The sequence below is a fragment of the Cerasicoccus arenae genome, assembly GCF_014651635.1.
GTDB classification, from domain to species: domain Bacteria; phylum Verrucomicrobiota; class Verrucomicrobiia; order Opitutales; family Cerasicoccaceae; genus Cerasicoccus; species Cerasicoccus arenae.
In genome coordinates this window covers 93,871-108,629 of the sequence record NZ_BMXG01000005.1, presented here as the reverse complement: position 1 = coordinate 108,629, position 14,759 = coordinate 93,871, and the positions used below count along the sequence as shown (strand labels likewise).

Annotated in this window: 11 protein-coding genes; 5 read left to right on the top strand and 6 right to left on the bottom strand. The window is 53.1% G+C overall.

Annotation, left to right across the window (positions count from 1 at the left end; all coding sequences use genetic code 11):
- Entirely contained in the window at positions 1–606 is a 606-nt protein-coding gene (gene cysC / locus IE065_RS05370) for an adenylyl-sulfate kinase (RefSeq protein WP_189512637.1), read from the bottom strand.
- Between the two features lie 198 nt (positions 607–804).
- On the opposite strand from cysC, the gene IE065_RS05365 reads away from it, so the two are divergent.
- The 5 genes from IE065_RS05365 to araD are packed head-to-tail and all read left to right on the top strand — an operon-like array spanning position 805 to position 7,968.
- Positions 805–2,889 (top strand): S1 family peptidase, encoded by a 2,085-nt coding sequence (locus IE065_RS05365; protein ID WP_189512634.1) that lies wholly within the window; start codon positions 805–807, stop codon positions 2,887–2,889.
- 48 nt (positions 2,890–2,937) lie between these two features.
- Entirely contained in the window at positions 2,938–3,990 is a 1,053-nt protein-coding gene (locus IE065_RS05360; RefSeq protein WP_189512631.1) for a LacI family DNA-binding transcriptional regulator, read from the top strand.
- A 36-nt stretch (positions 3,991–4,026) separates the two neighbouring features.
- Positions 4,027–5,763, top strand: a complete 1,737-nt coding sequence (locus IE065_RS05355) for a ribulokinase (RefSeq protein ID WP_189512628.1) — start codon at positions 4,027–4,029, stop codon at positions 5,761–5,763.
- 7 nt (positions 5,764–5,770) lie between these two features.
- The gene (gene araA / locus IE065_RS05350) at positions 5,771–7,273 is read left to right on the top strand and encodes an L-arabinose isomerase (RefSeq protein ID WP_189512625.1); all 1,503 of its coding nucleotides are present in this window, start codon (positions 5,771–5,773) and stop codon (positions 7,271–7,273) included.
- On the top strand, positions 7,270–7,968 hold the full coding sequence (gene araD, locus IE065_RS05345) for an L-ribulose-5-phosphate 4-epimerase AraD (RefSeq protein WP_189512622.1): 699 nt from the start codon (positions 7,270–7,272) through the stop codon (positions 7,966–7,968). Before araA ends, araD begins: the two co-directional genes overlap by 4 nt.
- Positions 7,969–8,037: 69 nt before the next feature.
- Here araD and IE065_RS05340 read toward each other — a convergent pair whose 3' ends face one another.
- The 5 genes from IE065_RS05340 to IE065_RS05320 all read right to left on the bottom strand — a co-directional run bounded on the left by IE065_RS05340 (position 8,038) and on the right by IE065_RS05320 (position 14,751).
- Entirely contained in the window at positions 8,038–9,660 is a 1,623-nt protein-coding gene (locus IE065_RS05340) for a response regulator (RefSeq protein ID WP_189512619.1), read from the bottom strand.
- Between the two features lie 331 nt (positions 9,661–9,991).
- Positions 9,992–10,510 (bottom strand): STAS domain-containing protein, encoded by a 519-nt coding sequence (locus IE065_RS05335; RefSeq protein WP_189512616.1) that lies wholly within the window; start codon positions 10,508–10,510, stop codon positions 9,992–9,994.
- Between the two features lie 90 nt (positions 10,511–10,600).
- Positions 10,601–13,348 carry an aconitate hydratase AcnA gene (acnA, locus tag IE065_RS05330; protein WP_189512613.1) on the bottom strand — a complete coding sequence of 916 codons (2,748 nt, stop codon included), beginning with the start codon at positions 13,346–13,348 and terminating at the stop codon, positions 10,601–10,603.
- Positions 13,349–13,382: 34 nt separating this feature from the next.
- Entirely contained in the window at positions 13,383–13,853 is a 471-nt protein-coding gene (locus IE065_RS05325; protein WP_189512610.1) for a redoxin domain-containing protein, read from the bottom strand.
- Between the two features lie 181 nt (positions 13,854–14,034).
- A complete protein-coding gene (locus tag IE065_RS05320; RefSeq protein WP_189512607.1) occupies positions 14,035–14,751 on the bottom strand; it encodes a PEP-CTERM sorting domain-containing protein in 717 nt (238 codons plus the stop codon).
- Positions 14,752–14,759: the final 8 nt, after the last annotated feature.

The following is a 14,759-nucleotide window of genomic DNA, read 5'->3' as shown; positions in this document are numbered from 1 at the left end:
TTATGCTTCCACGCGCGGCAGCACATAGTCGAGCAGCCTTTGGACGCTTTGTTCAATGGTTTCGTTTTCGGTGTCGATGATCAGTGCAGGCGCGGTGGGTTCTTCAAATCCGCTGTCCTTGCCGGTAAACTGCTTTACCTGGCCGGCCTGCACTTTCTTATAAAGTCCCTTGGGGTCACGTTCCTGGCAGCGTTCGTAGCTGGCCTTCACGTAAATATCGGAAAAATCGTCCGCGCCAATGGTTTCCCGCGCCAACGCCCGGAGCTCCTCTTTCGGACAAATAAACGACGTAATCGTGACCACACCCGCCTGCGCAAATAGCTTCGCGACTTCGGCAATGCGGCGGATGTTCTCGGAGCGATCTGCGTCGGAAAAGCCAAGGTCGCGGTTGAGCCCGCTGCGGATGTTGTCACCATCGAGAACTTGGGCAAAACGCCCCGCTTTAAACAGCTCCCGCTCCAGCGCCAGCGCCAGCGTGCTCTTACCCGAGCCGCTCAACCCAAACAACCAAAACACATGCGAACGCTGCTTAAGCGCCGCCTCACGATCTGCTCGCGGGAGCATACGGTCGAAAACGTGGTAGATGTTGTCTGGAGTTTCAGCCATGTAAGGAAAGGAAAGTTGGGTATCGATAGGCGAAATAAAGGCAAGCGCAAGCTTATTTTTAGTATCTTACCCAACTTACCAAAGATAAGACTCAAATGTCGTCCCTCCCCCCCCCTTTGAGAGGATTTATAAGCAGAAAAACCGGCAATTATTACCGAAGCTTGCCAAACCTAAAAAGCTTCGTGATATCTATACACAGTGTCTCGTTTAATCTCAGTTTTGGTTGTGGCCAGTCTGCTATTGCCGGTTTTGTTGCGCGCACAAGCGCCAACTTCGACCGAGACCCTCCCCACCCCCACCGCACGCACGCTCTATAATCAACCCCGTGATGGCGTGCCATTGCTTTTGCGAGCCCGCGAAACCTACGCAAATTGCGCGACCTACCGCGCTCAAGGTGCCGTGCGAATCGTCATCTACGAGGAGAGCGAAAACGGCGGCGGATTTCTCTTCCAAGGCCAAAACGGACCCGCACGAGCCAAGCGCTACAAACTCTTCTCCACCGCCTTCACCCGCAAGCCCTTTGCCCTGCGACACGAGATCGTCAGCTTCGGACACGGCCGCAGCTTTACCTCGGTAGATTTCTGGAGCGCACAGCGTCATGCAACCGACCACTTTTCATCCTCCCCCCTCCCCCTAAGCTCAGAAGCGCTCGCCAGCGCAATCCACGAAAACAATTACCTGCTGATCAACTACGACCCCACGCCAGAATGGCTCCTTGCCTCTAATGAGGCTCTGGAGGACGCCCTGCCTAGTAAACTCGACTGGTTCACTGATAAGCGAAAATTCCCTCGTGACGCATGGTGGGTGGGTGAAGAAAACCTAGCTGGCGTGGCCACAGACCTAGTTGTGTGGAAAAATTCCGATGGCACCCACGTTGCCGTTTGGCTCACCCGCGAACCAGTTGCCATTGTCAAAACCATGGCCGAACGTGCGGAAGAAAAAGAATACGCCAACGTCACGGCCCTGATCCAGCCTGAGTTCGGCGTAAAAGTCACTCCAGAGGAACTAACGCTCAACCGGCCCCGCCCGGCCTTTTTTGACATCGACCCGAACGGCATTGTCTTTGGGGCACTCGACCTCCCCGCCATTCCCGCCGACAATGTGGCTGTCGCTCCTGCGGCCACAGTTACCGAAATCGACCAAACGCCCCGAACAACGGTCACCCCGACACCAAGTGAGCCGGAGCCCATTCCTGAACCAGAACAACCCCGATCGGGCAGCATCTTCGCCCCTATAGCCAGCGATAAGCTCCCGGGCGAGCAAGTCATGGAAGAAGTGGTAGAGGCCGAAACCAAACAGACCCTGCTGACTGCTGAACAACTCGCTGCGATTGTCGTCATCGAAGGCGATAAAGGAGTCGGCACTGGCTTTTTCTGCAATATCCGCGGTCGTGATTTTATCGTGACCAATCAGCACGTACTCTCTGGGCACCGTCAGTTGCGGCTACGCACGGTCAACGGCGACCCCGTGGACGCTCAGGATATCTATGGTGCTATCGGCCACGACATCGCAGTTATAGCGGTCAATAATACGCAAGGTAGCCTGAAGGCTGCAATCAATGTTGCGGAAGATACACACATTAAGGACCGCGTCGTCGTCCCTGGCAACAAACTGGGGGGGGGGGTCGTCACGCAAGTTGAAGGGCAGGTGCTTGGCATTGGGCCTGATCGTGTCGAGATCGATGCCCGCTTCGTGCCAGGCAACAGCGGCAGCCCCATCATTGACTTGGACACTGGCGAAGTCATTGCCGTGGCCACCTATGTACGCAAGGATATGCCTGATAATTTTGCCGAAGAAGAAGCTCTTCGCGGCGACATAGAAAAGGACGGCGCGATTATCCGCTGGTTCGGCTACCGCATTGATTCCGTCACTCAATGGGAGCAGATTAGCTGGCCCAAATGGCAACGCCAGTATGACATGGTTCGCCAATTCAACGACGACTCCGTTGCCATCTACAATTACCTCACAGACAAGCCTGCATTCTATAACAATGACGAGTTGCGTCGCCTTTATGATGACTACCTCGAGGCCATGAGCGACCGCAAGCAGCGCACTGAATACTACGAGCGCGAGACCAAGCTCTTTCTTCAGCACGTTATCAACTTCGCCAAACGCGATCTAGACGACGTGAGCAAAACGCACTTCTACGATTACTTTAAGTCCACCGCTGGAGCCGAGGACAATATCGAGAAGAACATCGAATACCGACGCCGCCTTATTAGCCACCTAACCCGTATCCGGGATACCAACTGGCGCATTCTTTATCAGCGCGTGCGTAATTAGTAACGCAATAGCGAGCTGTGATGCCACTCGTCTGAGATGAAAGTTACCATGCAGACAATAGCGGACCGAATCGGCGTTTCAAAAAACGCTGTCTCGCTTGCGCTCAAGCATGATCCCTCGATATCCGAGGAAACTCGAAACAAAATTTTGGCCGTCGCTAATGAGCTTGGCTATCGCCGCAATCAAGTCTTCGGCGAAGTCATGTCCCAAATGCGCAAGCGAGGGAGTGACTCTGTATCCGCTACCATTGCACTGATAAACGGCAATCAAAACCACCGCGCCTTTCGTGAGCATCCAACCATTCCCAACTACGTTACCGGCTGCAAAGAACGTGCGTCACAGCTCGGATATGCCATCGATTCACTATGGCTATTCGATCAATCAATGTCTGGCCAACGTTGGATAGATATACTCCAAACCCGCGGCATACGCGGTATTGTAGTTGTCGGATTGATGAATGAGAATCAACTACCGCCAGCCTTCGTTCCCGTGATCGAGGCGTTTCCTTGCGTTGTTACCGGCGTGCGCACGCGCGAGCCAACGTTGTCATTTTCATGCGTTGATCATCACATTTTGGCTCTGCGCGCTTTTGAAAAAGCGCTGGAACTTGGCTATCAGAGACCTGGCTTAGTCTTGGATTCCGTAATCGACCAACTTGTCGAACACCGATTCAGCGCCGGTTATCAAAGTGGGCAGACAGTCTTGCCCAAATCCCGTCGCATACAACCATTTTTTGATGTTGCCAAGGCACGGGAGAATCATCGGCATTTTCAGGATTGGCTGAAGAAAGAGCAGCCTGATGTCATTTTCACGCTCTACAATGAAGTCCATGCTTGGCTAGAAGACATGGGGCTCAAGGTCCCGAAAGACATTGGACTCATCCAGTTGGAATGGCGGGCATCCCGACCCAATTGGGCGGGCATGAATCAACACAATGACATTGTCGGACAGACTGCAATGGATATGCTCATCGGTATGATTCACCGGGGAGATAAGGGCGCTCCCCCCTTTCCGCGCGCAACCCTCATTGGTCCCACTTGGGTTAATGGCCAAACCGTTCGTCAACAGACTCACGGACACTTGACTGTCAAGTCCCAATAGCCTTTTTACCGCCGCTGTAATCCATATTATGGGTTGATGGCTTATACCCTAGGAATTGATTACGGCACAAATTCTGTGCGGGCCGTTGTTGTACGTTGCTTGGATGGAGCAGAAATCGGCGAAGGCGTTCTTCATTACCCATCGGGCAAAGAAGGAATTCTTCTAGATCCTCATGATGCGAACTTAGCACGTCAGCACCCCGGCGACTATTTGGAGGGCTTGGAATCCTCCGTAAGACAGGCGATCGAACGGGCAAAGAAAGCCGATCCACTATTTAGCGCCAAAAGCGTTGTCGGCATCGGAGTCGATACGACTGGTTCCAGCCCTTTACCCGTTGACGAAGCGAACGCACCACTCGCGCTCAACCCGAAATTCAGGGACAACCTAAACGCGCAATGCTGGCTTTGGAAAGATCATACCAGCCACGAGGAAGCTGCACGCATCACGGCGCTGTCCAAGGAGCACCGCCCACAATTCGTTGCCCGAACTGGCGATACATATTCCTCCGAATGGTGGTGGAGCAAAATTTGGCATTGCCTAAACGTTGACCCCGAAGTCTTCGACGCGGCGCATAGTTGGGTCGAGCTTTCCGATTTCATTCCCAGCGTTCTCTCCGGGATAACGGACCCCTTAAAGATTCAGCGCAGTGTTTGTGCAGCTGGCCATAAGGCGCTTTATGCGCCCGAATGGGATGGCCTGCCGGACAAGGAATTTCTCGCCATGCTCAATCCAAAGCTCGCTGACCTGCGTCACCGGCTCTACGAGAAGGCCCTCAACTCAGATGCCACCGCCGGACATCTTTGTGACGATTGGGCCCATCGCTTGGGGCTGCCTACTGGCATCCCAATCGCAATGGGATTAATGGACGTCCACTACGGTGCGATCGCTTGCGGGGTAAAGCCCGGCACATTGGTCAAGGTCATCGGCACATCGACTTGCGACTGTGCAGTCATGCCTGCCGACCAAGAAATTAAGGAAATCCCTGGAATCTGCGGCATCGTCAATGGCTCCATCATCCCTGGTTGCTATGGCGTTGAGGCTGGCCAAAGCGCCGTTGGCGACATCTTCAAGTGGTGGGTGGAAGGCGTATGCCAAGGCAGCCCCAGTCTCCACGTCAAACTAACTCAGGAAGCCACCAAGCAACACCCTGGGCAGCATGGACTACTTGCGCTTGACTGGAACAATGGCAATCGAACCGTGCTCGTTGACCAGCGGCTCACTGGTTTGCTCCTTGGCCAGACTTTGCACACTACACAGGCCGACATCTACCGCGCCCTGATCGAAGCAACCGCTTTTGGTGCCCGAAAAATCATTGAGCGCATGGAAGCTTATGGCGTGCGAATCGACTGCGTTGTGTGCGCTGGTGGCATTGCGGAAAAAAACCCGCTGCTCATGCAAATCTACGCTGATGTTCTTGGTCGAGAAATGCAAATCACTGCCTCATCACAAGCTTGTGCACTGGGCGCAGCGATCGGGGCCTCAGTTGTGGCAGGTGTCCATACCGACTACGCCTCCGCCCAAGCCGTCATGGCTCACATACGCCCCCAAAGCTACCAGCCGATTGAAGCGAACCGCGCAATATATAACGAGATATATGCACTCTACGAAAAGGTCCACGACGCCTTTGGCGGCGTATCCGTGGTCAACTTGGGCAATGTTATGAAGGAACTGCTACGCATCAAAGATGGCAAACCGACGATGAAAACTTGCGATTCAAAGCCCGAATCCGTCGATGCTGCTCCTGTTTCAAACTACATCTTAAATTTCGAATAAATCATCCATGACAACCTCTTCTCGTGAACTCTGGTTAGCCACAGGCAGCCAGCATCTCTACGGCCCGGAAACACTCCGCCAAGTCGATGCCGATAGCTATGCCATCGTCACCGCCCTGAATGCCGGCGACGCGTTACCGCTCAAAATCGTATTCAAGCCATGCTTGAAAACGTCCGAAGAAATCACCGCACTTTGCCGTGAAGCCAACAACACGCCAGCATGTGTTGGCATGGTCTGCTGGATGCATACATTTTCCCCAGCCAAGATGTGGATCGCTGGGTTGAAGTCATTGCAGAAGCCGCTCTGCCATCTTCATACGCAGTTTAATCGCGATATCCCCTGGGCAAGCATAGACATGGACTTCATGAACCTGAACCAGTCCGCCCACGGAGGGCGAGAGTTCGGGCACATTTGCGCGCGAATTGGGCAGGCTCGCCACGTGATCGTTGGCCATTGGGAAGATCCGGAAATCCGCAATGACCTAGCGGCTTGGGCCCGCGTAGCGGCAGCATGGGCAGAGTTCCAATCTCTCAAAGTCGTTCGTTTTGGAGACAACATGAGACAGGTCGCCGTAACCGATGGCGACAAGGTTGAGGCGGAAAGAGTCTTTGGCGTCTCCGTTAATACCCATGGCATTGGTGATCTCGTCGGCGTTATTAACGACGTGTCGGATTCCGCAGTGACCGACCTATGCGGCATCTACGCAGATAACTATGATCTCGCGCCTGAGTTGGCGAAAGCTGGCGAACGACACGAAAGCCTCCGCACCGCAGCGAAGATCGAGCTCGGGCTGCGCTCTTTCCTTGAAACCGGTGGCTTCGGCGCATTCACGGACACCTTCGAGGACCTTCACGGGCTCTGTCAGCTTCCTGGTCTGCCTGCACAACGGCTCATGGCGGATGGCTACGGCTTTGGCGCAGAAGGTGACTGGAAACACGCCGCCCTATTGCGCGTCATGAAGGCAATGAATGCCGGCGCGGATGCTGGCACCTCCTTCATGGAGGACTACACTTACCATTTTAAACCTGACGGCATGCGCTGCCTCGGCGCACACATGCTGGAAATATGCCCCAGCATTGCCACAAAGAAACCGAGCTGCGAGATTCATCCACTGGGAATCGGCGGCAAAGACGATCCCGTCCGCCTTGTTTTTGACGGTAAGCCCGGCCCTGCGCTCAATGCGTCTCTCGTCGACATGGGCAATCGCTTCCGCCTACTCATTAACGAAGTCGTCGCCTACCCGCCCGAACAAGCCTTGCCGAAGTTGCCCGTTGCCCGCGTGCTGTGGGAAGTCATGCCTAACCTGAAAACCGGGGCCGCTGCCTGGATTCATGCTGGTGGTGCCCACCACACAGTCTTCAGCTACTCGACGACGACGGATCAGCTTCTCATGCTTGCCGAAATGGCTAGCATCGAAGCGTTGGTCATTGACCAAGATACGAACCTGCGGCAATTCCGCAACGAGCTACGCTGGAACGCCACAAGCTACGGCCTGAAAGGTTTAGCGTGAACTACCAAGCCATCCGCGAAGCCTGCTACGAAGCCAATCGTAAACTTCCGGCGACCGGTCTCGTCGACCTCACATTTGGCAACGTTAGCGTGCTGGATCCAGATAGCGGCATTTTCGCGATCAAGCCCAGCGGCGTCGACTACGACGCGCTTACCCCCGAGAACATGGTGCTTCTTGATTTAGACGGGCGCATTGTCGAAGGCGAACTACGGCCCTCCTCCGACACGCCAACGCACCGAAGACTTTACTGCGCCTGGGCTGACCAAGGTGTCGTCTCGGTTGTTCACACACACTCGCGCAATGCCGTGGCCTTTGCTCAATCTGGCCGCGACCTGCCTTGCCTGGGCACGACTCATTGCGACTACTTTAATGGCCCAGTCCCCGTGACCCGTATCATGAGCGTCAACGAAGTCGATGGGGACTATGAATGGGAAACCGGCAATGTGATCGTTGAGCGTTTTGCGGATCTGGATCCCACCGAGATTCCCGCTATTTTGGTCCAGCACCATGGCCCATTTGCATGGGGAACATCCGCCAACAAGTCCGTAGAAAATGCACGCGCTCTGGAAATCGTAGCAGACATGGCCTTGAAAAGTCTCGCTCTGAATCCCGACTTAACTGGAGCTCCTGATCACTTACGTAATAAGCATTTCTTCCGCAAACATGGAGCATCGGCCTACTACGGACAAAGATAGAAACTCCAGCATTTTAGCATGGTTGCTTTTATTCTGGCCAACCAGAGCGGAAGAACGAACAAAGACAAGTCATCGAACAGCACCAATCTTAGCTTTGCCTTGCGAGTCCAGAAGCTGCTGAAGCTTGGTCATTAATTCTTGTCGCTGGTAGGGCTTCGCCAAATAAGCGTCGGCACCCGCACTAATAACGCGAGCTTGATCCTCTGCCATCGCATAAGCTGTCAGAACGAGAATCGGGATTCGCCTATCAGCATCTTTTTTAGTCGAACGAATTTTGCGGATAGCAGCGATGCCATCCATTTTAGGCATTCGCACATCCATAATGATTACGTCGAAATCATTCTCGTCGTGCGCCGTCAGCGCATCCAATCCATTTTGAACTGCAGCGACATTGACTCCATCCACTGAAAGCATCTTGCGGAGAATATGACGGCTAGACGCATTATCATCCGCCAATAGAATATTGAGCGAGGACTTGCCCGGAGGAGGTGCCAGAGACTGCCAAACGGGAGGAGCTTCTTTACAGTCGGTGGCTATCTCACTCGGAGCAGACAAGCGGACAAGCACCGTAAAGGTGGAACCTTCGCCCAGTTTACTTTCCACCATAATACCGCCGTCCATTTTCTTGGCAAGGTGGTTGGAAATGGCTAACCCGAGCCCTGAGCCGCCACGTTCTTCATTTATCTCGCCGTGCACTTGCTGAAACGTTTCAAAAATCTCCGAGACACGATTATCCGGTATCCCGATACCAGTGTCTTCTATAACAATGCTTAGACCAACATAGTTGTCTTTGACCTCTTCAAGATGGGCCATAATCTTCACGCTTCCCTTGTCGGTAAATTTGATCGCGTTCGCGACAAGGTTCGTAACGATCTGCGAAAGACGCACCGGATCGCCATAGACATAGGCAGGTAAATCGGAAGAAAAATTTGCGGACAATAAAAGACCCTTTGCTTCCGCCTTCATCCGAAATAGCTCCACAATATTCGAAATTATGAATTTAACGTCGAACGGAATACAGCGCATTTCTAGCTTGCCCGCTTCAATTTTCGCCAGATCCAGAATGTCATTAATGATAGCAACTAGGTTTTTCCCCGACTGTTGAGCAATGGTAAGCTCTGTCTGATATTTATCCTGAAGCTCAGGATCGTCACCCAATAGCTCGATTGCGCCAAGTAGCCCATTGAGCGGCGTGCGAATTTCGTGAGACATATTGGCTAGAAATTGAGACTTCATTTCGCTGGCAGACTCAGCATCAGCTTTCTTACGGGCTTCATTGACCAGCTCCTGTTTTGTCTTTCGCAATTCCTGCGGATTGGGCAGTTGCAGGGCTTCAGGGATCATACGAAACATCACGATGGCACTTGCCAGAGAAACCACTCCTGTCACCAGTAACACCATGCTTTCAAACAAATAGTAGGGCTTCCATATCGTCAAAATGGCTATGGCGTGTGTCGTGGCGCAGCACAGGATGAACAGCCCAAATAAGACAAAGATCCGCTTGTAAATCAGGTCGCGGCGACGACGCACAAAGTAAAACAATCCAAACGAAATCGAACAATAGGCCATGAAGATCACGCCATTGGCAATGACACTAAGCCATAGGACAGATGGGTCCCATGGATATTCGTTCTCATGAGGCAGATAGGAAGTGCTACAGAAGCCCTCCCACCAGTTCGCTAGCGAGGTCATTCACCTAGTTCTATAGCAAAGCTAATATGGCGCGAGTTCAGAGTATAATACCCATTAATTTGTAGTGCAAATTCACACCTTAAAAAAGATGAGATTCAACTATCCTCGCCTCAAAAAATGTTGTAGATCGGCCCTGAGACCAATCGCCATCTATGTTTGGACCGACTTCGAACGTATATACACTCCAAAATGGGCACAAAAAGGACCGCGAGACGAACAAGGCATCTCTTTACGTTCGCGCGCGATCTTTGTAGTTAAATATAATAAGTCCTAACGTTGTTTGAGTAATTCCCCTCCGCTCCAAACGCCGTTTTACTAACGATCGATTGCTCTAAGGTGCGTCTTTATCAACCTGCAAACGCAGAAAAGAGAGCACGTCTTGGAACTTTTTCTGATTGCTGCTATCGGCTTCCACCAGACATTCGTGTGCCTTAAGAACCATAGCCGCATTATCTCGCTCGGTCTGACTCGCATTACTGAGAGACTCTGTATTGGAAGCATTAAACGACATATCGAAGGAGCCGGTCTCCACATTCATAATCCGGTGAAGACCCAAATTACGCACCAGCTCCAAATTGCGCTGACTCAACCGCACCAACGTAAAATCGCCCGGTGGCTCAAGTTTTCGAAACTCCAGCGCCGCACCTGCCATAATGCCCAGGAAGGTGCTGTCCATCCCAGTGCAGTCCTGGAAATCAATCACCACGCTTCGCTTACCCATCTCAGCTACCCGGTCAAAGAAATCACGCACCGGAGCACAGTTAAGAAAACTTGCGCGTCCTTGAATACGCAAGATCACCGGCTCAGAATAGGCGTCGATGAGAAAAACTGGGCTCTCTGCTTCGGCCATGGAATTCAATTATTTAGTTTTGGGAAATAAACGATCGATCACTAAAATCGGATGCAACCGGTTTAACGATCAATCAGCTCTCTGATGTATTTAATCGAGCAATTGCCGCAAAACATAAGTCAAGATACCACCGTTACGGTAATATTCGATCTCAACTTGGGTGTCCAGCCGCACATCTAAAATCACTTCTTCGCTCGTTCCATCTGTTCGATGGATAACAAGTGTTGCCTCGGAATTTGGCTTAATTTCGTCGCTAAGCCCTAGAAGGTCAAAGGTTTCCGTACCATCGAGGCCCAGTGTATCCTTGTCCACGCCATCCTTGAAGCAGAGCGGAAGAACGCCCATCCCAATCAAATTGCTGCGGTGAATACGTTCAAAAGATTTCGTGACCACTGCGTTCACGCCGAGTAGGACTGTACCCTTGGCCGCCCAGTCTCGGGAGGAACCCATGCCATAATCCGCGCCGCCAAAGACGATCAGACCGGCACCTCGCTCCTTGTAGGTCATCGCGGCATCGTAAATTGCTTCGATCTTACCGTCCGGCTGTAGCTTGGTGTAGCCACCTTCCTTGCCTTCGGCCATCTCATTGCGAATGCGAACATTGGCGAAGGTGCCGCGCGTCATCACCCGGTCATTACCGCGGCGACTGCCGTAGCTGTTGAATTCCTTCACTTCAACGCCCTTTTCGATCAGATAACGACCCGCTGGGGAGTCTGCCTTGATCGCGCCTGCCGGCGAAATGTGATCCGTGGTGACGGAGTCGCCCATAAGGGCCATCGGACGCATGCCCTTAAACTCGGTAATCGAACCGGGCTTCATCCCAAAACCGTCGAAGAACGGCGGCCGCTGGATGTAGGTCGAATCTTTGTCCCACTGATAAATCGCACCCGTGGAGGTCTGTACTTCGTTCCACTGTGGGTTGGCTTCATTCAGCTCGGCGTATTTTGAGCGGAACATCTCAGGCTTGAGACCCTTGAGAATGTTGGCCTGGATCTCGTCGCGAGTCGGCCAGATATCTTTCAGATAAACCGGCTCACCGTCAGCACCCGTGCCAAGCGGCTCGGAATCGAGGTCAATATCCACCTTGCCCGCGAGCGCAAAGGCGACCACGAGAGGCGGTGACATCAAGAAGTTTGCCTTAATCGAACCATGCACACGGGCTTCGAAATTACGATTACCAGACAGGACAGAGGCCGTAACGAGCTCGCCTTCCATAATTGCTTCTTCCACAGACTGGTCCAGCGGACCGCTGTTGCCGATACAGGTCGTGCAACCGTAGCCAACAAGATTGAAGCCCAGCGTATCGAGATACTCGGTCAGACCAGTTTCATTCAAATAATCGGTCACCACGCGCGAGCCCGGAGCCAGCGAGCATTTGACCGTCGAATCAACCGTCAGACCCTTTTCGACCGCTTTCTTGGCTAGTAGACCTGCGGCCAGCATGACTGACGGGTTCGAGGTGTTCGTGCAACTGGTGATCGCAGCGATCAACACTGAGCCGTGCGTGATTTGTGGCAAAGTCTCAGTGGCGACCAGCGCGCCACCTTCGTCACGCCAACGGTCGACATCCTTGCTCGTGTTAACCGTCGCGGTGCGCTTGCCATTGGCAATGGACACGCCGTAGCCACCTTCGGCGACTGGAGCGTGTAACATCGTATTAAAGCTGCTCTTGAGCGCGGGCAAGTCGATGCGATCCTGCGGACGACGCGGGCCAGCAACACAGGGAACGATAGTCGCCAAGTCGAGGTCAACTGTTTGCGTATACTCGATCGTGCCAGCCTTTGGCATCCCAAAGAGTCCCTGAGCTTCCAGGTAAGCCTTGATCATTGCGATCTGCTCGTCGGTGCGGCCAGTGGCGTGTAGGTATTCGAGCGACTTATCGTCGACAGGGAAAAAGCCCATTGTCGCGCCATACTCTGGTGCCATGTTGGCGATCGTCGCGCGGTCAGCCAACGACAGAGCTGCAGCGCCTTCGCCATAAAATTCAACAAACTTGCCGACAACCTTTTGCGCGCGGAGCAATTCCGTGATGCGAAGCGTTAGGTCAGTTGCCGTGACGCCTTCCTTGAGCATACCCGTCAAGTTCACGCCAATAACTTCCGGCGTCTGGAAAGTAACCGGCTGGCCAAGCATGCCAGCTTCCGCCTCAATGCCGCCTACGCCCCAGCCAACGATGCCCAAGCCGTTGATCATCGTGGTGTGCGAATCCGTGCCGACTAGGCTATCTGGATAAAGAACAGTCTGGCCGTTAATCTCCTTGGAGAAGACGACGCGGGCCAAGTATTCTAGATTCACCTGGTGCACAATGCCGATTGCAGGCGGCACTACGCTAAAGGTTTCAAATGCTTGCTGGCCCCACTTGAGGAACTCGTAGCGCTCGCGGTTACGCTCGAACTCACGGTCGAGGTTCGCCACGAATGCGCCTGCCGTCCCTGCGCGGTCCACTTGAACCGAGTGGTCGACGACGAGGTCCACCGGCACTAGCGGCTCGATGATCTGCGGGTCTTGGTTCAGCTCAGCGACGGCGTCACGCATGGCGGCCAAGTCAACCAGTAGCGGCACTCCGGTGAAGTCCTGCAAGACAATGCGGGAAACCACAAACGGCACCTCTTCCAGCGCAGGAGATGCTGCATTCCAGTTGGCTAGACGCTTAACATCACCTTCCGTAATGCCAGCCGATCCGCAATTGCGCAGGACGCTCTCTAACACAATGCGGATAGAAACCGGTAATTTTGAAACCGGTCCTACCCCTTTTTTTTCCAACTCGGGCAGTGAATAGTAAACGCCCGCGTCGGAGAGTTCTTTGACGACGTTAAACGGATCGGCAAGTTTAGTCATGGTATTTGTTAAAGCGAAGCAAGAATGATGCGAATTAGCTGAGCACAGCCTTAATTTCCTCGAAAGGAGGCAAATCATGTGGGTCATCCGAAGACCAAGAGTAGGCAATTTTACCCTCAGCATCGACGACGAAGGCCGAACGCTTCGAGACTCCCTTGAAACCGAGCAAGTCAGCGTAAATTACGTCATAAGCCGCGGAGACTTCCTTATTAAAGTCCGACAACAGTGTGACGCTGATCTGATTAGCCTTGGCAAAAGCCTCTTGTGAGAAGGGGCTATCAACTGAAATGCCATATACAACGGAGTCGAGCTTGGCGTAATCCTCAAGCTGGCCACTCATCGTGCACATCTCCTCTTGGCAGACACTCGTGAAAGCCAACGGAAAAAAGAGCAAAACCGTCTTTTTTGAGCCGTAGTTGGCGCTGAGGGTGACGTCTGTAAGGCCGTCGGCGTTCTTAGTCTTGAGCGTGAAATCTGGTGCGGAAGTTCCGGTAGCAAGTGCCATAGTCAAAGAATGATTGAATGAGCTTACTAAGCAAGCGCCATGGCGAGACCAAGTCAAGCATTGCAGCGCAAACGAATGCGCCCTCCGCAAAGAAATACTAGCGGCTGATTCCACGACCAAGCAACTGTCATGAAATGCCACGCGATTTCGTTACCCGACTCCTAATAAAATCTACGGCCGTTCAACGGCGACGACGCAATACAGCAACCCCCAAGGCCAATCCACCAACCAGCATCGCCCAAGTCCGGGGCTCGGGAACCGCTACGATATCAATCTGCAGCACGTTGAGGTAAGTCAAGTGGCTCGTATTGGTGACGTCTTCCGTCATGGATACAGTCATCTCAGTATCGCCGCTATCGAGCATGACACCAGTAATGGTCGCGGTCATGGAGTCATTGCCTCCAGTGTCGAGAAAAGCAGTTGAAACTGGCTGGGTGCCCCCCGGATTAACGGTGTATTTTGCTACGCGGTCCGAAACGCTGCTCCGCGATCCATAGAAGGTGAACGTGTAAGCGTATCCAGAATCCAAGCCTGTCATGGTTAATGTGCCCGTAGCCCCGGCATTTTGCACATAAAAGCTGTCCGTAGTTGCCGAGTTCGGATAATCAAGTGTCGGCGCGGCTAGGCCACTGCCATTAAATTGGCGAAATCCGCCCGTAGTCATGGAGATACCGGTACTCGTACCCGTTTCATCTAGCAGCAAAACGGTTTGCCCATTGGGCGAAACCAGTGGACCTGGGCTGACGGTTTGAGACGCAAAATTGTTCCAAGCAATGCCACCAGTCGTCGGTGTTTCATTACCAACTTCGCCAAAGTCGATGTAGATCGTGATGGCGTGGGCGGATGCAGCTCCCAGTAAGGCAGCACTCAAGAAGAACTTTTTCAGCGGGTAGAACATTAAAAGGG

Bases quoted from the DNA above. Each gene is read 5' to 3' on its own strand.
- IE065_RS05325 (WP_189512610.1), bottom strand. From the start codon at position 13,853: ATGGCACTTGCTACCGGAACTTCCGCACCAGATTTCACGCTCAAGACT.
- cysC (WP_189512637.1), bottom strand. From the start codon at position 606: ATGGCTGAAACTCCAGACAACATCTACCACGTTTTCGACCGTATGCTC.
- IE065_RS05320 (WP_189512607.1), bottom strand. From the start codon at position 14,751: ATGTTCTACCCGCTGAAAAAGTTCTTCTTGAGTGCTGCCTTACTGGGA.
- IE065_RS05335 (WP_189512616.1), bottom strand. From the start codon at position 10,510: ATGGCCGAAGCAGAGAGCCCAGTTTTTCTCATCGACGCCTATTCTGAG.
- acnA (WP_189512613.1), bottom strand. From the start codon at position 13,348: ATGACTAAACTTGCCGATCCGTTTAACGTCGTCAAAGAACTCTCCGAC.
- IE065_RS05340 (WP_189512619.1), bottom strand. From the start codon at position 9,660: ATGACCTCGCTAGCGAACTGGTGGGAGGGCTTCTGTAGCACTTCCTAT.
- IE065_RS05355 (WP_189512628.1), top strand. From the start codon at position 4,027: ATGGCTTATACCCTAGGAATTGATTACGGCACAAATTCTGTGCGGGCC.
- IE065_RS05360 (WP_189512631.1), top strand. From the start codon at position 2,938: ATGCAGACAATAGCGGACCGAATCGGCGTTTCAAAAAACGCTGTCTCG.
- araA (WP_189512625.1), top strand. From the start codon at position 5,771: ATGACAACCTCTTCTCGTGAACTCTGGTTAGCCACAGGCAGCCAGCAT.